This window comes from Rhodoferax sp., from assembly GCF_023701345.1.
Classification (GTDB): Bacteria; Pseudomonadota; Gammaproteobacteria; order Burkholderiales; family Burkholderiaceae_C; genus Rhodoferax.
In genome coordinates this window covers 55,627-76,345 of the sequence record NZ_JAMPXE010000001.1, presented here as the reverse complement: position 1 = coordinate 76,345, position 20,719 = coordinate 55,627, and the positions used below count along the sequence as shown (strand labels likewise).

The 20,719-nt window shown below is 61.0% G+C and carries 19 protein-coding genes; 7 read left to right on the top strand and 12 right to left on the bottom strand.

Annotated features, from left to right (window positions below):
• Positions 1 to 11 precede the first annotated feature (11 nt).
• Positions 12 to 998: a Bug family tripartite tricarboxylate transporter substrate binding protein gene (locus tag NDI87_RS00360; protein ID WP_296272733.1), complete on the top strand. Its 987-nt coding sequence runs from the start codon at positions 12 to 14 to the stop codon at positions 996 to 998.
• On the opposite strand, the gene NDI87_RS00355 is transcribed toward NDI87_RS00360, so the two are convergent.
• Entirely contained in the window at positions 985 to 1,665 is a 681-nt protein-coding gene (locus NDI87_RS00355; protein ID WP_296272731.1) for a YceH family protein, read from the bottom strand. The genes NDI87_RS00360 and NDI87_RS00355 overlap by 14 nt on opposite strands.
• 12 nt (positions 1,666 to 1,677) lie before the next feature.
• On the opposite strand from NDI87_RS00355, the gene purN reads away from it, so the two are divergent.
• Positions 1,678 to 2,271, top strand: coding sequence for a phosphoribosylglycinamide formyltransferase (gene purN / locus NDI87_RS00350; RefSeq protein ID WP_296272729.1), 594 nt, complete (start codon positions 1,678 to 1,680; stop codon positions 2,269 to 2,271).
• Between the two features lie 23 nt (positions 2,272 to 2,294).
• Here the strand turns inward: purN and NDI87_RS00345 are convergent, their stop codons facing one another.
• From NDI87_RS00345 to NDI87_RS00325, 5 genes are all read right to left on the bottom strand, one after another.
• Positions 2,295 to 3,128, bottom strand: coding sequence for a hemerythrin family protein (locus NDI87_RS00345; RefSeq protein ID WP_296272727.1), 834 nt, complete (start codon positions 3,126 to 3,128; stop codon positions 2,295 to 2,297).
• Between the two features lie 80 nt (positions 3,129 to 3,208).
• Positions 3,209 to 4,414: an ABC transporter permease gene (locus tag NDI87_RS00340; RefSeq protein WP_296272726.1), complete on the bottom strand. Its 1,206-nt coding sequence runs from the start codon at positions 4,412 to 4,414 to the stop codon at positions 3,209 to 3,211.
• A 1-nt stretch (position 4,415) separates the two neighbouring features.
• A complete protein-coding gene (locus tag NDI87_RS00335) occupies positions 4,416 to 5,189 on the bottom strand; it encodes an ABC transporter ATP-binding protein (RefSeq protein ID WP_296272724.1) in 774 nt (257 codons plus the stop codon).
• Positions 5,186 to 6,505: an efflux RND transporter periplasmic adaptor subunit gene (locus NDI87_RS00330; protein ID WP_296272722.1), complete on the bottom strand. Its 1,320-nt coding sequence runs from the start codon at positions 6,503 to 6,505 to the stop codon at positions 5,186 to 5,188. The genes NDI87_RS00335 and NDI87_RS00330 overlap by 4 nt, the downstream gene beginning before the upstream one ends.
• Positions 6,506 to 6,527: 22 nt before the next feature.
• Positions 6,528 to 7,892 (bottom strand): efflux transporter outer membrane subunit, encoded by a 1,365-nt coding sequence (locus NDI87_RS00325; protein WP_296272720.1) that lies wholly within the window; start codon positions 7,890 to 7,892, stop codon positions 6,528 to 6,530.
• 170 nt (positions 7,893 to 8,062) lie between these two features.
• On the opposite strand from NDI87_RS00325, the gene NDI87_RS00320 reads away from it, so the two are divergent.
• From NDI87_RS00320 to NDI87_RS00310, 3 genes are read left to right on the top strand one after another with little or no spacing between them, the layout of a single operon-like run.
• The gene (locus tag NDI87_RS00320) at positions 8,063 to 9,334 is read left to right on the top strand and encodes an RsmB/NOP family class I SAM-dependent RNA methyltransferase (protein ID WP_296272719.1); all 1,272 of its coding nucleotides are present in this window, start codon (positions 8,063 to 8,065) and stop codon (positions 9,332 to 9,334) included.
• A gap of 21 nt (positions 9,335 to 9,355) precedes the next feature.
• A complete protein-coding gene (locus NDI87_RS00315; protein WP_296272717.1) occupies positions 9,356 to 10,546 on the top strand; it encodes a fatty acid desaturase in 1,191 nt (396 codons plus the stop codon).
• A 38-nt stretch (positions 10,547 to 10,584) separates the two neighbouring features.
• Complete coding sequence (locus NDI87_RS00310; protein ID WP_296272716.1) at positions 10,585 to 11,334, top strand: DUF3025 domain-containing protein; 750 nt, start codon at positions 10,585 to 10,587, stop codon at positions 11,332 to 11,334.
• A 60-nt stretch (positions 11,335 to 11,394) separates the two neighbouring features.
• On the opposite strand, the gene rpmG is transcribed toward NDI87_RS00310, so the two are convergent.
• The 3 genes from rpmG to trxB all read right to left on the bottom strand — a co-directional run bounded on the left by rpmG (position 11,395) and on the right by trxB (position 12,934).
• Complete coding sequence (rpmG, locus tag NDI87_RS00305) at positions 11,395 to 11,565, bottom strand: 50S ribosomal protein L33 (protein WP_180131837.1); 171 nt, start codon at positions 11,563 to 11,565, stop codon at positions 11,395 to 11,397.
• Positions 11,566 to 11,584: 19 nt separating this feature from the next.
• Positions 11,585 to 11,818, bottom strand: coding sequence for a 50S ribosomal protein L28 (gene rpmB / locus NDI87_RS00300; RefSeq protein WP_056667014.1), 234 nt, complete (start codon positions 11,816 to 11,818; stop codon positions 11,585 to 11,587).
• Positions 11,819 to 11,983: 165 nt separating this feature from the next.
• Positions 11,984 to 12,934 carry a thioredoxin-disulfide reductase gene (gene trxB / locus NDI87_RS00295; protein WP_296272709.1) on the bottom strand — a complete coding sequence of 317 codons (951 nt, stop codon included), beginning with the start codon at positions 12,932 to 12,934 and terminating at the stop codon, positions 11,984 to 11,986.
• Positions 12,935 to 12,998: 64 nt separating this feature from the next.
• Between trxB and NDI87_RS00290 the strand changes: the two genes are divergently transcribed.
• Both NDI87_RS00290 and lolA read left to right on the top strand, forming a co-directional pair.
• Positions 12,999 to 15,341: a DNA translocase FtsK gene (locus NDI87_RS00290; RefSeq protein ID WP_296272707.1), complete on the top strand. Its 2,343-nt coding sequence runs from the start codon at positions 12,999 to 13,001 to the stop codon at positions 15,339 to 15,341.
• An 82-nt stretch (positions 15,342 to 15,423) separates the two neighbouring features.
• Positions 15,424 to 16,083: an outer membrane lipoprotein chaperone LolA gene (gene lolA / locus NDI87_RS00285; RefSeq protein WP_296272705.1), complete on the top strand. Its 660-nt coding sequence runs from the start codon at positions 15,424 to 15,426 to the stop codon at positions 16,081 to 16,083.
• A 6-nt stretch (positions 16,084 to 16,089) separates the two neighbouring features.
• Here lolA and NDI87_RS00280 read toward each other — a convergent pair whose 3' ends face one another.
• From NDI87_RS00280 to NDI87_RS00270, 3 genes are all read right to left on the bottom strand, one after another.
• The gene (locus NDI87_RS00280; RefSeq protein WP_296272704.1) at positions 16,090 to 16,839 is read right to left on the bottom strand and encodes a tetratricopeptide repeat protein; all 750 of its coding nucleotides are present in this window, start codon (positions 16,837 to 16,839) and stop codon (positions 16,090 to 16,092) included.
• Positions 16,836 to 18,746 (bottom strand): heme lyase CcmF/NrfE family subunit, encoded by a 1,911-nt coding sequence (locus tag NDI87_RS00275; RefSeq protein ID WP_296272702.1) that lies wholly within the window; start codon positions 18,744 to 18,746, stop codon positions 16,836 to 16,838. The genes NDI87_RS00280 and NDI87_RS00275 overlap by 4 nt, the downstream gene beginning before the upstream one ends.
• A gap of 66 nt (positions 18,747 to 18,812) precedes the next feature.
• The gene (locus NDI87_RS00270; RefSeq protein WP_296272701.1) at positions 18,813 to 20,546 is read right to left on the bottom strand and encodes an ammonia-forming cytochrome c nitrite reductase subunit c552; all 1,734 of its coding nucleotides are present in this window, start codon (positions 20,544 to 20,546) and stop codon (positions 18,813 to 18,815) included.
• Positions 20,547 to 20,719: the final 173 nt, after the last annotated feature.

The following is a 20,719-nucleotide window of genomic DNA, read 5'->3' as shown; positions in this document are numbered from 1 at the left end:
AGGAGTTGCAAATGCTTCAGTTTCAGATGCGTCAAGGGCTGCGTGGCCTGTTCAAAACCCTGGCCGTGAGTGCACTGCTGGCTGCGGGGCTGGCGCAGGCGCAGAGCGGCCCGATCAAGCTGATGGTGGGTTTCCCGCCCGGGGGCGGCACCGACGCCATCGCCCGCATCCTGGCCGACAAACTCAAGGACCAAATGGGCGTGCCGGTGCTTGTCGACAACAAGGCGGGCGCGGGTGGCCAGATTGCGGCGCAGGCGCTCAAGGCGGCTCCAGCGGATGGCAACACGCTGTTTTTGTCGCACGACCACAGCATCACGATCTTGCCGCTGGTGGTAAAAAACCCGGGCTACGATCCGGCGCGTGACTTTATTCCCGTGGCCGGTTTTGCCACCTTTGCCAACGGCCTGGCGGTGTCAGGTGGCACGCCTGCCAGAACCCTGGCCGAGTATGTGGCCTGGGTGCAAAAGCAGGGCGCTGGCCAGGACACCGTGGGGGTGCCGGCACCGGCGTCGGTGCCCGAGTTCCTGGTCAAGGTGATCGGCCAGAAATACAAGCTCGATCTACAGGCAGCACCGTATCGTGGCAGTGCGCCCATGATGGCCGACATGTTGGGCAACCAGATCCACGCCGGGGTCGGCTCGCTGCCGGACTTTATCGAGAACCAGAAAGCCGGCAAGATCCGCATGGTTGCGGTGCTGGGGGGTGCGCGCCAGGCCGCCTTGCCTGATGTGCCCACTTTTGCCGAATTGGGCCTGGCGGGCTTTGAGGACCTGCCTTATTACGGCATTTTTGCGCCCAGGGGCACACCGCAAGCGACGATTGACAAACTGGGTAGCGCCGTGGCCAGGGTGATTGCCTTGCCCGAGGTGCGCGAGCGCCTGACCACCATGGGCTTGACGGTGGGTTACATGACATCCGCGCAACTGGCCAGCCGCGAACAGGCTTATGCCAAGACCTGGGCGCGCATCATTCACGACAGCGGCTTCAAGGCGCAGTAGCCGACACGCCCAGCTCGGTGCAGAGTTTGAGCACCGTGGCTTTGAGCTGGGCTACCTCGGCCTCTAGCTGCTCGATGCGCACCAAGTTGCTGGGTGAGCCGTCGGCGCCACGGGCACTGCCGGACTGGGAAAATTGCGCCTCATCCACCGGGCCGCACAGCAAGTGGGCCCAGCGCTGCTCGCGGGCGCCGGGGGCGCGCGCCAGCTTGATCACCAGAGGGCCGCCTTTATCAAGCGAACGGTCCTGCAACTCTTCCAGAAAACCTTCGACCGAGGAGATGTCGGCAAATTTGTACCAACGCTCGGTGTTTAGGCGCAGTTCTGCGGCGGTTTGTGGGCCGCGCAGTATCAGCAGGCCCAGCAACACGGCCGACTGCTCGGGCACACCGATGCCGCGCTGGAAGTTGTGCTCGTAACGTGTCACGCGCCCGGAGGTGTTTGCGCGCACCAGCGACAGGCTCATCAAGTTGTCCAGCGCGCTGGCCACATCGGCCTCGCTCAAGTCCATCACCGGGTCGCGGCTGCTTTTCTGGTTGCAACCCAGCATCAGGGAATTGAGTGACAGCGGGTAACTGTCGGGCACGGTACGGGCCTTTTCCATCAGGGTGCCGAGCACGCGGGCCTCAATGGGCGTTAGGGTCAGGGAAGCCGGGTTAGTCAAAGTCATAATTCAGTCTTCATGAAAAATATCGTTATATTGATCTCGGGCGGCGGCTCCAACATGGCCGCCATTGTGAAAGCTGCCCAGCGCGAGCGCTGGGCAGAATGTTACGGTGCCAGGGTCGCAGCCGTTGTCAGCAACAAGGCAGAGGCCAAGGGGCTGCAATTTGCCAGCGACCAGGGCATTGTCACCGAGGTGCTGGACCACAAGGCTTATCCGAGCCGCGAGGCTTTCGATGCCGCGCTGGCGCAGGTGATTGACCGTTATGACAGCGTCGACCAGCCGGTGCTGGTGCTGCTGGCCGGCTTCATGCGCATCCTGACACCGGGGTTTGTCAACCGCTATGCCGGTCGCCTGGTCAACATCCACCCCTCGCTCCTTCCTGCCTTTGCCGGTTTGCACACGCACCAGCGGGCGATTGATGCCGGTTGCCAGGTGGCAGGGGCCACGGTGCATCTGGTCACCGCCGAGCTCGACCACGGCCCGATCTTGGCGCAGGCCGTGGTGCCGCTGCTGCCGGGTGATACGGCAGACACGCTGAGTGCGCGGGTGCTGACACAGGAGCATTTGATCTACCCACAGGCGGTGGCGCAATTGCTGCGAAAAATGTAGCAATTCAGAGCAGCCAGCGGTTTTTATCGGGGCGTGTTGGCAAATCGGGCCAAGTCGGTGTCTGCCGTCTCCATGTGTTTCAAGAACCAGTCCCCGAGAAACTCCTCCAGGTCGGTTTTCACCAGGTTTTCGTGGGCAATCTTGAGCGAAATCGTGTTGAGCCTGGCAATCAGCTCGTGATGCTCTTGCGTATGGGTTTCGACGTCCGGATATTGCAGGCGCCGCATCAGTTCTTCCTCGTAGGAGAGGTGCGTGCGCATGTACTGGAAAAGTCGCATGGCAGAGATAACCTGCCCCTCATGCGAGGTCGCGGCCAGGAGAAAGGCGGCACGTTTGAACAACTCCCGGTGTTGTTCGTCAATGGCCTGGTCGCCGGTCTGGTAGCTGTCCTTCCATTCGAGTCGCGTCGAGAACTGGCTGATTTCGGACTCCACCCAATCCAGCGCGCTGACATAGTTTTCAAACACCTGGCTTTTTAAGCCGGCATCAAGATAGCACCTCAGGAATTCTGGCGCCATCAATTGACTACCGTCGATGTCAGGCTCAAAAACCAGGGCAACCACCGGCCGTGTCTCCGGATTTTCATACCTCGATTTGAGATAGGCAGCTAAATTCTGCATGGCTGCGGCTGGCATCAATGCGCTTTGCTGGATGGTGACGATCTGTCCCCAACGGCCCTGTTGCGCCAGTCTCTGGATAAATCCGGTGATGGAGGGGGGAATGGCTTCCACAATTTCCTTGAACGGTCCCCTTGCCGTCGTATGCAGAATGCGCCCTTTGACGCGGTACTCGATCTGATTGTGTACCTTGAACGGTGTCGTGGGTATGGTGTCCGACGGACCCTTGTTAAAGCCCATGTTTCAATTGTCCTGCAATGTTTGGATCACGATTGTGAGGCAAAAATACGACGAACACGTCACAAAATGAAAGGTTGAAACTACTCATGCCGCAGCGCTTCAATCGGGTCCAGCCGGGCGGCCCGGCGCGCCGGGAAGTAGCCGAACAGCACACCGATGCCGGCTGAGAAAACGAAGGAAAGCAGGTTCACGCCGGGATTGAAGACAAACGGCACCTCCATGAAGCGGGACAGGCCAATCGAGGCGCCCGTGGCCAGCACGATGCCGATCACGCCGCCCAAAGCGGCCAGCACCACGGCCTCGATCAGGAACTGCAGCAGCACCTCGCGCTCCAGTGCGCCGATTGCCAGGCGCAGCCCGATCTCGCGGGTGCGCTCGGTCACGCTCACCAGCATGATGTTCATGATGCCGATACCGCCCACCAGCAGGCTCACCGCCGCCACGGCGCCGAGCAGCGTGGTCATGACCTTGGTGGTGCCGGACAGGGTTTCTCCGAGTTGCTTGGTGTCGAGCACGTTGAAGTTGTCTTCGTCGGCTGCGTTGAGCTTGCGCCGCTCGCGCAGCAGTTCGGTGATGCCCGACTTGACGCGCGCCGGGTCGGCGCCGTCCTGCATTGACACCATCAGCGTGTTGACGCGGGTGTTGCCGGTGATGCGACGCTGCAGGGTGTGCAAGGGCATCAGCACCACGTCGTCCTGGTCGTTGCCAAAGGCGCCCTGGCCTTTGGCTGCGAGCACGCCAATGACCTCGCAGCTGATCTGTTTGACGCGCAGGGACGCACCCACCACCGCCCGGCTGCCAAACAGCTCGCGGCGCACGGTCTCCCCGATCAGGCAGACGCCTGCGCCGGCCAGTTGTTCTTCGTCGCTAAAGCTGCGACCATCGGCCAGTTTCCAGTTGCCGGTGAACAGCCACTGGTTGGTACTGCCAATGATGCTGCTGCTCCAGTTGCGGCCATCGAGCACCAGCACGGCACTGCTGCGCGCTTCCGGGGCGACCGCTGCGATGCCGCCGAGCTGGCTGGCAATGGCCTCGGCATCGGCTTCCTTGAACGCTGGTGCACCGCCACCGCCACCGCCCATCATGCGCTGCCCCGGGCGGACTTGCAGCAGGTTGGTGCCCAGGCCGGAAATCTGGTTTTGAATGGCGAGGGTGGCGCCGTTGCCCACGGTGACCATGGTGATGACGGCGCTGACCCCGATCACGATACCCAGAATGGTCAGGAACGAGCGCAGCAGGTTGCGCCGGATCGAGCGCATGGCGAGCAGCAGGGTGCTGAGCCACATGTCAGTTGGCCTCTGTAGCCGCTGGGGCAGGATGGCTCATGGAGTGCGGATCGGGTCCGCCATGACTGGCGCCGGTGGGATTCGGGTTGCGGGTGTCGCTGTCGACCACGCCATCGACAAAGTGCAAGATGCGCTTGGCGTAGGCTGCCATGTCGGCCTCGTGCGTGACCATCAGCACGGTGATGCCGTGATCGACGTTGAGCTGCCACAGCAGGTGCATGATCTCGCGGCTGCGCTGGGTGTCCAGGTTGCCGGTGGGCTCGTCGGCCAGCAACACGGCGGGCTCGGTCACGAGGGCGCGGGCAATCGCCACACGCTGCTGCTGGCCGCCGGAGAGTTCGGCCGGCGTGTGGTGTTCCCAGCCTGCCAGACCGACCGAGGCCAGTGCTTTCTTGGCTGCGGCGTGGCGCATTTTGGTGGGTTCACCCCGGTACAGCAGTGGTAGCTCCACGTTTTCCTGGGCGCTGGTACGGGCCAGCAGGTTGAATCCCTGAAACACAAAACCCAGGTAGCGCCGGCGCAGCAGGGCGCGCTGGTCGCGGCTGAGGGTTTCCACATGCACGCCGTTGAACAAATACTGGCCCGTGGTGGGGGTGTCCAGGCATCCCAGCGTGTTCATGGCGGTGGATTTGCCCGAGCCGCTGGGCCCCATGATGGCAACAAAGTCTCCGGCTTCAATGCTCAGATCGACACCTTTCAGGGCCTGCAGGGCGGTGGCACCCTGGCCGTAGGTTTTGGTGACGCTTTTCAGTTCAATCAGGGGCAGGGTACTCATGGCTTGCTGGCCGATCTGGCGCGTTGGTCGGTGATCACGGCCATGCCCTCTTGCAAATCACCAGCGGTGATCTCGGTCATGCGGCCGTCGCTGATGCCGGGGGTGACGTTCACCGCCACCGGTGCGCCGTCACGCAGCACCCAGACCTGTTTGGCGGCACCGCCCGTGGCTGATTTGCGGGCACCGCTGCGTGGCATACGTGGCATCACGCTTGACATGATGTTGCTGCCGGCAGCGGGGGCTGCGGTGGTACTGGTTTGAGGGGTAAAGCGCAGCGCGGCGTTGGGCACCAGCAGCACATTCTTGCGCTCGACCGCAGTGATGGTGCTGGTGGCCGTCATGCCGGGGCGCAGGCTCAGGTCATCGTTTTTGACGTCGAGCATGGTTTGGTAGGTGACCACGTTGTCAGTAATGGTCGAGCCATAGGCCACCCGGGTGATCGACGCCGGAAAGCGTCGGCTGGGGAAGGCGCTCACGGTGAAGCTGGCTGGCTGGCCGACCTTGACGCGACCGACATCAGCCTCATCCACGTTCACCTGCAAGCGCATTTGGCGCAGGTCTTCGGCGACGGTGAACAGCGTCACCGCCTGCAGCGAGGCCGCCACGGCATTGCCGGGATCGACCGCGCGTGTCAGCACCACGCCGTCGGTGGGCGAGCGGATCGAGGCTTTGGAGAGGTTGGTCTCGTCAGTGGCCAGTGAGGCGCGGGCTGAATCCACATTGGCACGGGCGCTGGCTTCGGCTGCCACGGCGCGCTCATGCGCGGCGCGGGCGCTGTCGAGTTCGGTCTTGGACGGCACCTTGCCGCCGGACAGCTTGGCCACTTCTTCCAGTCGGGCCAGGCTGGCGCTGCTTTCCTTCACGGTGGCATTGGCCTGCGCCAGTTGCGCCTGGGCACTGGCCAGCGCGGCGCGGGAGCGCAACACCTGGTCGTTGAGTTTGGCGGTGTCAAGCTCCACCAGCACCTGGCCTTTTTTGATATGGTCATTGACATCCACCAGCACGCGCAGCACGGTGCCCGAGAGCTCGCTGCCGATGTTGACCGAACGGGTGGGCTGCAGCGTGCCATTGGCAGTCACGGTCAGGGTCAGGTCGCCTTTGCTGGCGGCCTCCGTGATGTAGCTGGGCGCGGCACTGCGTTGTTGGCTTTGTTGCCAATAGGTGTAGCCGCCAGCGGCGGCGATGAGCACCACCAACGTGGCCCACAGCGTGCTACGGCGCCACCAGGCTGGTCTGCCCGGTTCTTGCAAAAGTGCTTGCAGGTCACTGGGTTCGGGGTTGTTGGCCAGCGAGGTCTTTTGCGAGGGTTCTGTCATAAGGTGCCTTCTGTTGTTTTCATCACCAGCCGCCGCCCATGGCCTTGACCAGCCGCACATGGCCGCTGCTGAGCTCGGCTTGCAGGCTGGCCACGCTGTCTTGTGCGCCCAACAGGGTGCGCTGGGTTTGCAGCACGGTCTGGAAATCAACCAGTCCGCTGCTGTAACGGTTTTGTGCCAGCAGGGCGGCGTTGTCAGCGGCGCTGGCGGCTTGCTGCAGGTGGCGCAATCGTTCGCGGTCATGCTGCAAGGCGATCAGGGCGTCTTCAACTTCCTTGAGGGCCGTCAGCAGGGTGTTTTGGTAAGTGGCACGGGTTTGCGCCAACACCGCTTGCTGCGCGCGGACCTGGGCTTTGGAGGCGCCACCATCGAGCACCGGGACAGAGACACTGCCCAGTATCTGCGTGGCCAGTGCGGCCCCGTTGCTGAAACCTGCCAGCGTGAGTGCTGTCAAGCCCAATGAGCCACCCAACCTGAAGCTGGGCAAACGGGCCGCCTCGGCGGCGTCGACCGCGGCCAGTGCCGCAGTGATGCGTGCCTCGGCGGCACGCACATCGGCGCGCTGGCGCAGGCTGTCTGCCGGAATCACATCGGCCACCTGTGTGGCCACCTGTGGAATGGGCAGGGTGGCGGTCAGCAGGGTGTCGAGTTCATGCGGGTGTTGACCGGTGAGCACGGCCAGACTGTGCCTTGTTTTGGCCAGGCTGCTTTGCAGGGCTGGCAACTGCGCTGCGGTCTGGGACACGGCGGTTTGCGCCTGCTCGACTTCGAGCGAGGTGATCAGGCCGGCTTGTGCGCGCCACTGGGTGATTTGCAGGGTTTCTTGCTGGCTGCTCAGGTTGTGCCGGGCGATGCCCAGCTGCGCCTGCAAACCGCGCAGCTGAATGTAGGCCAGGGCGACCTCGGCGGTCATGCTCAATTGCACGTCACGCAAACTGGCCTTGGCCGCTTGCAGGTCGGCTTCGCTGTTGGCCAAGGCGCTGCGGTTGGCGCCAAACACGTCAAGTTCCCAGCTGGCGTCGAGTCCGCCCCTGAAGTTGACGCTGGCCTCGGAGCCGTCCGAGGTGTTGCGCTGCACCGAGCCAGACACCGTGAGGTTGGGGCGGGTGGCGGCCAGTTTGACATCACGCAGCGCACGTGCCTGTAGCAGCGCAGCCTGGGAGGTGAGGATGGTGGGATTGGCACGCATGGCCCGGGTGATCAGTTCAGCCAGCAAGGGGTCGTGAAAGTCACGCCACCAGGTGGCTTCAGTGAGCCCCTGGAATGCGTTGGCATCCGGCGTTTCATCGATGTTCAGGCTGGCGCAGCCGCCCAGCAGCAAGCCCAGCGACAGCGCCATGACGCAAGCCAGCGGAGAGGGGCGGCGCGCTGGGGTGAGGCGGGGCATGGGGTGTTTGGGGCGCAAGAACATCGGGTGGATTTGTGTTTTGAAGACGGGTGTGCGAGAGGCTTAGGTTGGCAGCGAGGTTGGGTTTTGCCTATTGTGCAACTTCATTTTGCCAGTCTCAAATAGGAGTGGTGAAGTTGCGTAAAGTTCCCGTGGGACAATCGCCCCCTATGCATCCAAAAGCCCTGCTTGACGCCTGTTCCGAACTGGTTCGTCTTTCCCTCAAATTTGACCACCCGGCCGATGCCATCGTGTCGCGATTCTTTCGTGAACACCGTGGCCTCGGGCCCCGTGAACGCGCCACCCTGGCCGAGACGGTCTATACCGTGCTGCGCAAAAAGTTGTTGTTCGACCATTTTGCGCCTTCCGGCAGCGGCCCCAAAGAGCGCCGTCTGGCCATTCTGGGCTTTTACGGCCCTGGCGATTTCCTGCGCAGCGCCCTGAGCGAGCAGGAAATCAACTGGCTTGACCAGTGCGAAAAAATCAGGCCCGAAGACCTGATGGAGCGCCACCGCCACAACCTGCCCGAGTGGCTGGTGCAGCCGCTCAAGGACCAATTGGGCGCTGAGTTCTGGCCACTGGTGGAGAGTTTCAACAAGGGCGCCGGGCTGGACTTGCGCGTCAACGCGTTTAAGGCCAAGCGCGCCGATGTGCAAAAAGAGCTGGCCGCCTTGGGCATCAAGGCGGTGCCCACGCCTTATTCGCCCTGGGGTTTGCGCATTGCCGGCAAGCCGTCGCTCAACAAGATGGAGTCCTTCAAGCGCGGCGATTTCGAAGTGCAGGACGAAGGTTCGCAACTGCTGGCCATGCTGCTCGATGCCAAGCGCGGCGAGATGGTGGTCGATTTTTGCGCCGGTGCCGGCGGCAAAACACTGGCCATTGGCGCCGCCATGCGCAGTACCGGGCGGCTGTATGCGTTTGATACCTCGGCCGGCCGGCTTGACGCCTTCAAGTCACGGCTGGCGCGCAGTGGCTTGTCGAACGTGCACCCCGCGGCCATCGCGCATGAACGTGATGACCGCGTCAAACGCCTGAGCGGCAAGATTGACCGCGTGCTGGTCGATGCCCCCTGTACCGGCATGGGCACCCTGCGCCGCAACCCCGATTTGAAATGGCGGCAAAACCAGACCGCGGTCGATGAAATGACCGTCAAGCAAACAGCCATTCTGCAAAGTGCGGCACGCCTGCTCAAATCCGGTGGACGCCTGGTCTATGCCACCTGCAGCGTGCTGCCGCAAGAAAACGAAGCCATTGCGTTGGCTTTTTCCGAAGCCAACCCGGACTTTGCGCCGCTCGACGTGGGTGAGGTGCTGGTAGGGCTTAAAGTGGAACATGCTGAAAATTTATGCAGTGGCGGCGATAATCAACAACGATTTTTACGGCTGTGGCCGCATCGGCATCAGACCGATGGCTTCTTCGCTGCAGTTTGGCAGCGTCAATAAAATTATTAGAGAGACGAATCAATGGTTTCATTGTTGGAGTGGGCAGCGAACGGGTTCTGGAACCTGAACGCCTGGCAGCTGGTGTTGTTCACCCTGGGCATGACGCATGTGACCATGCTCAGTGTCACCATCTTCTTGCACCGTCATCAGGCTCACCGGGCGCTGGATTTGCACCCGATCGCCTCGCATTTTTTCCGCTTCTGGCTATGGCTGACCACGGGCCAGGTGACTAAGGAATGGGCGTCCATTCACCGCAAGCACCACGCCAAATGCGAGCAGCCCGACGACCCGCACAGTCCGCATGTGTATGGCATCAAGACCGTCTTGTTGCAGGGTTACGAGCTGTACCGCAAAGAGGCGCAAAACAAGGAAACCCTGGCCCGATTTGGCCATGGTACGCCCAATGACTGGATCGAACGGCACCTTTACAGCGCCTATTCCTATGTGGGTGTAGCGCTGATGCTGGTGCTTGACCTGGCGCTGTTTGGTGTCGCCGGTATGGCCGTGTGGGCGGTGCAAATGGCCTGGACGCCGGTGATGGCCGCCGGCATTGTCAACGGCGCGGCGCATTTCTGGGGTTATCGCAATTTTGAGGTACCCGATGCCAGCACCAATATCTCGCCCTGGGGGATTTTGATTGCGGGCGAAGAGCTGCACAACAACCACCACACCTATCCCACCTCGGCCAAGTTGTCGGTCAAGCCTTATGAATTCGACATTGGCTGGATGTACATCAGCCTGCTGCAGCGCGTGGGTTTGGCCAGGGTTAAAAAAATTCCACCGCGGCTGGCTTTGGGTAGCTTGCGTCCGGTGGCCGATGAGCACACGCTGGAAGCCCTGATTCAAAACCGCTACGAGCTGATGGCGGGTTACGCCCGTGGCATGCGCCAGGCTTTTCGTACCGAAGTTGAGGCGCTGAAAGCGCGCAGTGCCGATGCCAGCGTGCTCAAGGCAGCGCAGCACTGGCTGCACCGTGATACTGAAAAAGTGCCGGCAGCTGTGGTGGCTCATCTGGCGGTGGTGCGCGCGGCCTCGCCGGTGCTCGACAAAATGGTGCTGATGCGCGAAGAATTGCGCCAGCTGTGGCTGAACCGCTCGCACACCCGGGAACAACTCGCGGCAGATTTGCAGGCCTGGTGCCAGCGCGCCGAAGCCAGTGGTATTGCGACGCTGCAGGAGTTTTCTGTCAGGCTGCGTGCGGCCCATGCCTGAGCGGCAGACCAGCTTTGACTGGTTCGTGGGACGCGACCTTGCCTGCTGTTCTGGAGGTCATTGACTGGACTGTGCCCTGGCTGGCGCCATGGCGCGACCAGGGCGAGGCCATCGCGCGTAGCGTGCGCGACGGGATGGCGCAGACCGCTGCGCTCAATCAGGCTGCCTTGGCGCCTGTGCATTTTGTTCCGCAAAGCGAGTTGCCCGCCGGCCTGGCGTATGAGCAGTACATCTTTGACTTTGGGCGCGTGCCCACCCGGGATGGTTTGCATGACTTTTTCAACGGCCTGGTGTGGCATGCCTTTCCCCTGAGCAAGAAGCGTTTGAACGCGTTGCAGGCAGCGCAAATTGAACGCACCGGGATCCAGCCCGTGCGTGGGCCGGCGCGTGATGCCTTGACGGTGTTTGATGAGAATGCGGCCCTGCTGCAAGCCCCCGATGCCTTGTGGGACGCCCTGGACGCCAAAGACTGGCAGTGCTTGTTTGTTGAGCTGCGCCCACTGTGGCGGCAGGCCCATCTCGTCCTGTTTGGCCATGCCTTGATGGAAAAGCTGGTGGCACCAAGAAAATCGATCACCGCCCATGTCTACCGTGTCCTGGCCACTGGCAATGCAATAGCCAGCGTCGATGCCTGGCTGGCGCATGATCTGAGTGCTGAGAAATTGGCCGCCAAGCCGTTTGTCCATTTGCCGGTGCTCGGCGTGCCCGGTTGGTGGGCCGCCAACGAAGACCCGGCGTTTTATCGGGATGACAGCGTGTTTCGTTTGCCCAGGCTCACAAATCCTTGATCTGAACGGCAGACGAAAAAAAGCCCGCGCATTGCGGGCTTTTATGGGATGAAAACCGAATTACTTCAGTTTCATTTCCTTGTAATCCACGTGCTTGCGAGCTTTGGGATCAAATTTCTTGATCAGCAATTTCTCGGGAGTGGTTTTCTTGTTCTTGTCGGTCGTGTAGAAGTGACCGGTGCCGGCTGTCGATTCCAGCTTGATTTTTTCGCGTCCGCCTTTGGTAGCCATGATGTTTCCTTATGTGGGTTTAGGCCTGACCACGTGCGCGCAGGTCTGCGAGCACAGCGTCGATACCGTTTTTGTCGATCAAACGCAGACCAGCGTTCGAGATCCGCAGGCGCACCCAGCGGTTTTCAGACTCCACCCAGAAACGGCGGTATTGCAGGTTCGGCAGGAACCGGCGCTTGGTTTTGTTGTTGGCGTGGGAAACATTGTTCCCAACCATCGGGCCTTTGCCCGTGACTTCACATACGCGTGCCATGTGGACACTCCGATACTATTAAACGGCCCTGACTGACGCCAGAGGCCTCACCTCGCCAAGAAAAGGGTGGCGGTAACCCGTCTGCAGCCAATCCCTCACGGGGCAAGCAGCAAAGCCCGGCATTATAGCCCGGCTTCGGTATAAGCCCTGGCTGCGGGGTGCGATTCAGGCTTGTTCGAGGAAGCGTTGTGCATCGAGTGCCGCCATGCAACCGGTGCCGGCGCTGGTGATGGCCTGGCGGTACACATGGTCCTGGACATCGCCAGCCGCAAAAATGCCGGGCACGCTGGTCTGGGTGGCAAAACCCTGGTTGCCGCCCTGGGTGATGAGGTAGCCACCGGCCATCTCCAGCTGGCCCTGGAAAATCTCGGTGTTGGGCGCGTGGCCGATGGCAATGAAGCAGCCCTTGAGGGTGAGGTCTTCCGTGACCCCGGTGTTGACGTTTTTGATGCGCACACCGGTGACGCCGCTGGCATCACCCAGCACTTCGTCCAGCGCATTGAAGGTCTTGAGTTCAATCTTGCCGGTAGCCACCTTGTCCATCAGTTTGTCGATCAGGATGGGCTCGGCGCGGAACTTGTCGCGGCGGTGAATCAGCACTACCTTGGTCGCAATGTTGGACAAATACAGCGCTTCTTCCACCGCAGTGTTGCCACCGCCGACCACGCAGACGTCCTCGCCGCGGTAGAAAAAACCGTCGCAGGTGGCGCAGCCCGACACGCCCCGGCCCATGAAGGCTTCTTCTGTCGGCAGTCCCAAATATTTGGCCGAGGCACCGGTGGCCAGAATGAGCGCATCGCAGGTGTACGTGCCGCTGTCACCGGTCAGGGTAAACGGGCGTTTGGAAAAATCAACCTTGTTGATGTGGTCGAACACAATCTCGGTCTTGAAGCGTTCGGCGTGCGCCAAAAAGCGTTGCATTAGCTCGGGACCCTGCACGCCGTCCACATCGGCAGGCCAGTTGTCGACATCGGTGGTGGTCATCAATTGACCGCCCTGGGCGATGCCGGTGATCAGCAGCGGCTGCAGATTGGCGCGTGCGGCGTAAATGGCGGCGGTGTAGCCGGCCGGGCCAGAGCCCAGAATCAAAACTTTGGCGTGTCGTGTGTCTGTCATGTTGAACCTTGGGAAGTGAGGGCTTGTGCCGTGTATATTAAGCGTGAGTTTAAAGAAAACGGAAATGACTTATTCACTCAATACATTTAATGCTTCAGAGGCAGCCACGGCGCGACATGGCCTGATCCGCTTTGCCTCGGAAATTGGTTTGTTTCTGGGGTTTGTGCTGCTGGCCCTGTGGATCATGGCGCTGCTCACCTACACGCCACAAGATGCCGCCTGGTCCACTTCGGGCTCGGGGGGGGCGGCGCTTAACCTGGCAGGGCAATTGGGTGCCTGGGTCGCCGATGCCAGTTATTTCCTTCTTGGGTTTTCGGTGTGGTGGTGCGTGGCCGCCGCGGTGCGGGTCTGGCTGAGTGCTTTGGCGCACTGGTTGCGTGGTCATTCGGTGTGGGCGCTGGACGATGCGCCAGGCACGTCCGCAACGGGCGAACGTATCCGGCGGCATGTCACGTTTTGGGGTGGCCTGGTCTTGCTGCTGGGTGGCAGTGTGATGCTGGAATGGTCCCGTTTTTACAGTCTTGAGGCCCAGTTGCCGGGTCATGTGGGAGGCGTTTTAGGGTTTTGGCTGGGGCCATTGAGTGTGCATTGGCTGGGTTTTGTGGGTTCGGCCCTGACGGCCATCGTGGCGGGCGTGGTGGGTGCCGCGCTGGTCTTCAGGTTTTCCTGGGGACATCTGGCCGAGCGCTTGGGTGCCTGGCTGTATTCAAAAGTTGAAAACCGGCGTGAACAACTTGAGTTGCAGCAGGATTTTTCTTTGGGTCAGGAAGCGGCACGGGCGCGGGAAGAAGTTTTGGTGGAAGAGCGCCAGGAACGCCAGGAGCATCCTGCCAAAACCGTGCTGGTTGAGCCCCTGCTGGTCGATCCTCCCAAGAGCGTGCGCGTGGCCAAGGAGCGGCAGAAGCCGCTGTTCCATGAGTTGCTTGATACCAAGCTGCCCCAGGTTGATCTGCTCGATGTGGCGCAGCTGCGCCAGGAAACCGTGGCCCCCGAAACGCTGGAGATGACCAGCCGCCTGATCGAGAAAAAGCTCAAGGACTTTGGTGTCACTGTCACTGTGGTGCTGGCACAACCCGGCCCGGTCATCACCCGTTACGAGATCGAACCCGCCACCGGGGTCAAAGGTTCGCAGATCGTGGGCCTGGCGAAAGACCTGGCGCGTAGTTTGAGCCTGGTCTCGATCCGGGTGGTGGAAACCATTCCCGGCAAGAATTTCATGGCTTTGGAGTTGCCCAATGCCAAGCGGCAAACCATCAAGCTCTCGGAAATTCTGGGCTCCAACGTTTACCACGAAGCCAGGTCGATGTTGTCCATGGGGCTGGGCAAGGACATCATCGGCAACCCGGTGGTGGCCGACCTGGCCAAAATGCCGCACGTGCTGGTCGCCGGTACCACCGGTTCGGGCAAGTCGGTCGGCATCAATGCCATGATTTTGAGCCTCTTGTACAAGGCTGAAGCGCATGACGTGCGTTTGCTGATGATCGACCCCAAGATGCTGGAAATGTCGGTGTATGAGGGCATTCCGCACCTGCTGTGCCCGGTGGTGACCGACATGCGTCAGGCTGCCAATGGCCTGACCTGGTGCGTGGCCGAGATGGAGCGGCGCTACAAGCTGATGAGCAAGATGGGCGTGCGCAACCTGGCGGGTTTCAATACCAAGATGGACGAAGCCAAGGCGCGCGGGGAGTACATCGGCAACCCGTTCAGCCTGACCCCGGAAGAGCCTGAACCACTGGACCGCCTGCCGCACATCGTGGTGGTGATCGACGAACTGGCCGACCTGATGATGGTGGTGGGCAAGAAGATCGAAGAGCTCATCGCCCGTCTGGCACAAAAGGCCCGTGCCGCCGGCATTCACCTGATTCTGGCCACCCAGCGCCCCAGCGTGGATGTGATCACCGGCCTGATCAAGGCCAATATTCCGACCCGCATTGCGTTCCAGGTCAGCAGCAAGATCGACAGCCGCACCATCCTGGATCAGATGGGCGCCGAGGCGCTGCTGGGCATGGGCGACATGCTCTACATGCCCAGCGGCACCGGGCTGCCGATTCGCGTGCACGGCGCCTTTGTCAGCGACGAGGAAGTGCACCGCGTGGTGACCTACCTCAAAAGCCAGGGTGAGCCCAATTACATTGAGGGTATTCTGGAAGGTGGTACTGTCGACGGCGATGACGAGGGTTTGGGTGACGGCGGCACAGGTGGCGGCGAGAAAGACCCGCTGTATGACCAGGCTGTCGAAGTGGTGCTGAAAAACCGCAAGGCCAGCATTTCGCTGGTGCAGCGCCACCTCAAGATCGGCTACAACCGGGCCGCGCGACTGGTGGAAGACATGGAAAACGCCGGTCTGGTGAGTCCCATGAGCACCAGCGGCCAGCGTGAAATCCTGGTGCCGGCACGTAACGAATAAGCTGCGCCAGAAGCGTCATCGCGAGCGGAGCGTGGCGATCCATGGCTTTGTGTTCATTCAACCCACACGCAAAAGGTCAGCTTTGAAACGATTTTTATTGACGGTATTTTTAGCAGTTGCATCCATCGGCGGCGTCAGCGCCGGCGGCCTGAAAAGCCTGGAGACTTTTGTCCAGACGGTCAAAACCGGCCAGGCAGATTTCACCCAGGTGGTGACCTCGCCAGCGCGCGAAGGGCAGGTGTCCCGGGTCAAAACTTCCAGCGGCCGGTTTGAATTTTCCCGGCCCAACCGGTTCCGCTTTGACTATGCCAAACCCTTTGTGCAAACCATCGTGGCTGATGGTCAGACGCTGTGGTTGCACGATGTTGACCTGAACCAGGTCACCGCACGCAAGCAGGCTGCGGTGCTGGGCACAACCCCTGCGGCCCTGATTGCCTCGGCGGCCGATGTGCAGGCCTTGCAAGAAGATTTTGTGCTGGCAGATGCGCCAGACCAGGACGGTTTGCAGTGGGTGTTGGCGAAACCGAAATCAACTGACGGCCAGTTGCAGTCGGTGCGGGTGGGTTTCAGGGTCGCAGGGGATGCCGCTACAGCCACCAGCACGCTGGCGGTGCTGGAAATTCTGGACAGTTTTGGCCAGCGCTCGGTATTGACGTTCAAGCAAATGCAACTCAACCCGGCCTTGGCAGCCACGACCTTTGTCTTCAAGCCGCCGGCCGGTGCGGATGTGATCCGGCAGTGAGGCTGGCTAATGGGGCGTCTGTTGCTTGCTGGCGGGCTGCAGTTTGGCGCGCTCTCCCAAACCAGAGGCTTGTGCTGATTTTTCTTCAGCTTCCTGAATTGCCTGGTTCATGTCCTGGTGAAATTCGCTGTCGGCAGGGAGTCGCTTGAGCAGGCGCCGCCAAAAGTGCACGGCCTGTGCCCACTCTTGGCGCTGGAACGCGGCCAGACCTGCCAGCTCCAGCGCTTTTTCGTCTTCAGGGTCCAGCTCCAGGGCCTGCTCGATCAGCGGCCTTGCTGTGCCTTGCAAATTGCCGTTGTTGTTAATGGCCAGCACTTCCGCGTATTGCGACAGCATGCGTGCCTCCTGCGGCGCCAGCCTGGCAGCCTTGGCCAGCGTGGTTTCGGCGTCTGCATGGCGTTGCAAGGCCAGGTAGGAGCGTCCCATCACGTACAAGGCCTCGATATCGTCGGGGTTGGCCTTGAGCTTGGCCTCCATGGCTGCCATCATGTTGTCGACGTCATGCTGGCCACGCGCCTGCAGCATGTGCTGCGCCCCCAGAACCGATGGCGCACCCAGGTGCAGGTACAGCCCCAAAGTGATCAGCGGCAGCAAAAATACCAGCAGTCCGGCGGTCCGGCGATGGCCGCTGGTATCGAGCGTTGTGGCCGCTGCCTGGGCCGTTGAATGTGACTGGGCTTGCTGGCGGCGAATCGGCAGCAAAACAAACACCAGTGCAACGATGACCAGCCCGCAGGCCAGGAACCAGAAATTCATGTTGTGCTCCTCATGCGACGCCGGGCAATGGCGGAGATGGCGGCCCCCAGGCCCATCACCAGGGCGCCCAGCCAGATCCAGATCACCAAGGGCTTGTGGTACAGACGCACGCTCCAGGCGCCATTTTGCAGGGGCTCACCCAGCGCGGCGTAGAGGTCGCCACCGATGCCGTAACGAATCGCCGATTCGGACATCTGTTTTCTGGAGACATGGTAAACCCGCTTTTCGGGGCTCAGCCGGTCCATGATTTTCCCCCCCTGGCTGAGACTCAGGTCAGCGACCACGGCTGAGAAATTCGGCCCCGGAAGTTCAGTCACGCCGTGGAAGGTCAGGGTGTAGCCAGCCAGGCTGGCCGTGTCGCCGGGACGCATGGCCAAATCCTGCTCGGACGCATAGGAACTGACAAATCCAATGCCAACGACACTGATCGCCAGGCCGATGTGGGCCACGCTCATGCCCAGGGTCGTCAGCGTTTTCCTGGCTTGCCGCCTGAACTGATCGATCAATCCCTGAACGGTGGCAAGCGTTATCCAGCTGGCCAGGGTGATGGCCAGCATTGCCGGCCAGCGTAATTCACGGTAGAGCCAGGGCAACGCGGCGCCCAGCATCAAGGCGGCCAGTCCGTGCCACCTGAGCTTGGCGACGATTGCGCGCAGGCTGGGGTCGTGCCCGTCCGCCTGCATACCCAGGCCGACCAGCAGCAGCACTGGAACCATCAAGGGCACGAACACCGCATTGAAGTAGGGCGGTCCGACCGAGACTTTGCCCAGCTCCAGCGCATCCAGTATCAGCGGATAAAGCGTTCCAAGCAGCACGGTGGCTGCAGCCACCAGCAGCAGCACATTGCCTGAAAGTACCAGCACTTCGTGTGAGACCAGGGGCGCGGGTGCGGCCCGCACCAGCCTGGAAGCCCGCAGTGCAAACAGCAGCAGCGCGCCACCAATCACTAAAATGAGAAACAGCAAAATGAACAAACCGCGCGCCGGGTCCTGGGCAAAGGCATGGACCGAGGACAACACCCCCGAGCGCACCAGAAAAGTGCCGACAAGGCACAGTGAAAATGCTGTGATCGCAAGGAAAACACTCCACAGATGCAGGCTGCCGCGTTTTTCGGTCAACGCCAACGCGTGCATCAGCGCGGTACCCGCCAGCCAGGGCAGCAGCGAGGCGTTTTCAGTGGGGTCCCAGAACCACCAGCCGCCCCAGCCCAGTTCGTAATAGGCCCACCATGATCCCACGGTGATGCCCAGGGTCAGAAACGCCCAGGCAGCTTGCGTCCAGGGCCGCGCCCAGCGCGCCCAGTCGTTGCTGGCTGTGTTGCCCAGCATTGTCGCCACGGCAAAGGCAAAGGCCACAATGAAACCCACGTAACCCATGTAGAGCAGTGGCGGGTGAATGATCATGCCGGGGTCCTGCAACAAGGGGTTGAGGTCCATGCCGTCAGGCGGTGGTGGATCGATCCGGAGAAATGGGTTCGAGGTGAACAGCACAAAAGCCAGAAGCGCGGCGCTGACTCCCCCCATCACGCCCACCACACGCGCCTGCAGGGCGGCTGGCAGCTGTCCGGTACTGAAGTTGAGTGCCACGGTCCAGCCGGACAGTATCAGTATCCACAGCATCATGGAACCTTCGTGGGAGCCCCAGGTTGCGGTCAGCCGGTAAGGCATAGGCAACTGGCGTGAGGAATGCTCGGCCACATTCAATACGCTGAAATCATTGGCGTAATAGGCCCAGGCCAGTGCGGCAAAGCTGGCCAGCACCAAGAGCATCTGCGCATTGGCAGCTCGTTTGCCCATGCACATCCAGCCCTCCCGGTTGCGCGCTGCCCCGGCCAGGCAAAGCAGGCTTTGCACCAGGGCCAACTGCATGGCGAGAATGAGGGCAACATGGCCAAGTTCGGGGATCATGAGGCGTCAGGCTCCAAAAAACAGGGGCGCGCCGAAGCGCGCCCCAAGATCATTCAAGTTTAGTGTTTACTTTTTTGCAACCACGGCCTGCATGGCATCGTTGAGCACCTTGATGCCGGCCTGCGATTCATTGACAGATCGTGTCAGTGTTTCGCGGGCAGCACCGGGATTATGGAAACCATCCGAGTTTTCTGCCGTCCACCATTCCCAATAAATATGGGCCTGGTCGTGGTGGCCTTGCGCCTTTTTGATTGCTTCATCGGGCACTCCGGCAGCCTTGGCCTTGGCAAAGGTGTCGATCAACTGGGCCAGCCAGTATTCGGCCTTGGCCAGTTTGCCGCGGGTGTAGTTCTGGATCGAATCGATCTGGTACAGCGCCTGTTCCTTGGTCATTTCGCCATGGCAACGCACGCAGGTGTCGGTCACGTTGTAGCGCGGCGACTTTTGCTGGTGCGAGGTGTAGGTCTTGCCATCACCAATGACCTTGGGCATGTGGCAGTCCTTGCACTCGACACCGGCGCCTTCGTGTTTGCTGCCCCAGAATGTTTCGCTCTCGGGGTGCTGCAGCTTGGACAGCAGGGCGCCCGTGGTGGCATGCTTGAAGTCCTTGAATTTGATTTTCTCGGCCGCAGCCTTGTAGTCGAACACGTTGGACCAGAAGAAATGGTTGGTGCGGCGGTCGGCCATCGTCACGCTGTACTCGCCGGTGCTGGTGTCAAAGCCGGGATTGCAGTTGTATTCCACGTGGCACTGGGCGCACATCAGGTTGGAGTCGGACTTGCTCAGGATGCCGATGGAGCGGAAGCCGTCGCGGAAGCTCACTTTTTTCATGGTGATTTTTTCGCTCTTGGCCTTGTTGTTGGGGTAGGTCCCCATGCCGCGGTCAACCACCGCCTCGATCAGTGCGTCACGCACCACGCGGGGTGCCGTGGAGTGCGGGTCATGGCAGCTGTAGCAGTTCATCGGGTGCTTCAGGTCACGCACAAAGTCAACCACCTTGGAGGTGCGTGACCATTGTGCTTTGGGGTCGGGGTCGCCCATGTATTTCCATTTCAGGATGTGGTCCTGCGTTTTGCAGTTCAGGCAGACCGGGTTGGAGGCCGCGGCGGTTTGCGGCAGGAAGATCTTCTGGTCGCTGGTGCCGGGCTCGGCGTCTTTCAGCAGCACACTCCACAATTGTGTTTCAGCGCCTTTGCCGTCGCTCAGGAAGGTCCAGTCCTTGAGCTGGAAGCGGCCGCCATAACCCCGGTCGACGATCAACTGGTCCATCAGCATGAAAATGTGGCTGCGTGGCTCGGCATGCTCCTTGGTGAAGCCATGGGGCGCCATGAGCTTGTCAAACAGCGGGGAGCGGCCCTTAAAGGTGCCTTTTTCGACGCGGGCCTTGGACTCGTAATTGATCGCCAGGAACGAGTCGTATTGCGCCTGGTGACAACTGCCACAGGCCGCGTGGTCGGTGCGTGTGCCAATGGCGGCTTTGCCGTCCTTGGCCAGATGCTCTTCGGGTTTGGTGTGGCACTGGGCGCAGTTGACGCTGGCGTGTTTGCTGTTGGCGTGAAACTCCTTGATGTCCTTGTGGCAGGCATAACAGGTGGCCGCATCGGTCGGGGGTGACTTGCCCGCCGTCGGGGTCGGTATGGCCGCCTTGATTTGGTCAATCGTGGCTTGCGCGCGCTGCTCCTGCTGCTTGACCACGGCGGGGTCGGGCTGTTTGGCAAACACGGCAGACGCCATCAGCAGCGAGGTGGCTGCCAGGGTCACCCAGGCCCGGATGCCCATTTTTGTCAATTCTTTTTTCATGGATCACCTGTATGTCAGTTGTGTTGTCTGCAGACTTTGTGCGAATGCGTTCGCGCTTGAGGTCAAGACAGACGCTGCATTTTTTAAAGAAAGGACCTTTTAAGCAAATATAGTCTTGCAACTTTTTGCGTTAAGTCAATGAAAACGCAACCTGACGTTGGAAATTGTCCGAA

Bases quoted from the DNA above. Each gene is read 5' to 3' on its own strand.
- NDI87_RS00325 (WP_296272720.1), bottom strand. From the start codon at position 7,892: ATGCCCCGCCTCACCCCAGCGCGCCGCCCCTCTCCGCTGGCTTGCGTC.
- NDI87_RS00315 (WP_296272717.1), top strand. From the start codon at position 9,356: ATGGTTTCATTGTTGGAGTGGGCAGCGAACGGGTTCTGGAACCTGAAC.
- NDI87_RS00330 (WP_296272722.1), bottom strand. From the start codon at position 6,505: ATGACAGAACCCTCGCAAAAGACCTCGCTGGCCAACAACCCCGAACCC.
- NDI87_RS00275 (WP_296272702.1), bottom strand. From the start codon at position 18,746: ATGATCCCCGAACTTGGCCATGTTGCCCTCATTCTCGCCATGCAGTTG.
- NDI87_RS00280 (WP_296272704.1), bottom strand. From the start codon at position 16,839: ATGAATTTCTGGTTCCTGGCCTGCGGGCTGGTCATCGTTGCACTGGTG.
- NDI87_RS00320 (WP_296272719.1), top strand. From the start codon at position 8,063: ATGCATCCAAAAGCCCTGCTTGACGCCTGTTCCGAACTGGTTCGTCTT.
- NDI87_RS00290 (WP_296272707.1), top strand. From the start codon at position 12,999: ATGACTTATTCACTCAATACATTTAATGCTTCAGAGGCAGCCACGGCG.
- trxB (WP_296272709.1), bottom strand. From the start codon at position 12,934: ATGACAGACACACGACACGCCAAAGTTTTGATTCTGGGCTCTGGCCCG.
- NDI87_RS00355 (WP_296272731.1), bottom strand. From the start codon at position 1,665: ATGACTTTGACTAACCCGGCTTCCCTGACCCTAACGCCCATTGAGGCC.
- NDI87_RS00360 (WP_296272733.1), top strand. From the start codon at position 12: ATGCTTCAGTTTCAGATGCGTCAAGGGCTGCGTGGCCTGTTCAAAACC.
- NDI87_RS00270 (WP_296272701.1), bottom strand. From the start codon at position 20,546: ATGAAAAAAGAATTGACAAAAATGGGCATCCGGGCCTGGGTGACCCTG.
- rpmB (WP_056667014.1), bottom strand. From the start codon at position 11,818: ATGGCACGCGTATGTGAAGTCACGGGCAAAGGCCCGATGGTTGGGAAC.
- NDI87_RS00335 (WP_296272724.1), bottom strand. From the start codon at position 5,189: ATGAGTACCCTGCCCCTGATTGAACTGAAAAGCGTCACCAAAACCTAC.
- NDI87_RS00340 (WP_296272726.1), bottom strand. From the start codon at position 4,414: ATGTGGCTCAGCACCCTGCTGCTCGCCATGCGCTCGATCCGGCGCAAC.
- rpmG (WP_180131837.1), bottom strand. From the start codon at position 11,565: ATGGCTACCAAAGGCGGACGCGAAAAAATCAAGCTGGAATCGACAGCC.
- purN (WP_296272729.1), top strand. From the start codon at position 1,678: ATGAAAAATATCGTTATATTGATCTCGGGCGGCGGCTCCAACATGGCC.
- NDI87_RS00345 (WP_296272727.1), bottom strand. From the start codon at position 3,128: ATGGGCTTTAACAAGGGTCCGTCGGACACCATACCCACGACACCGTTC.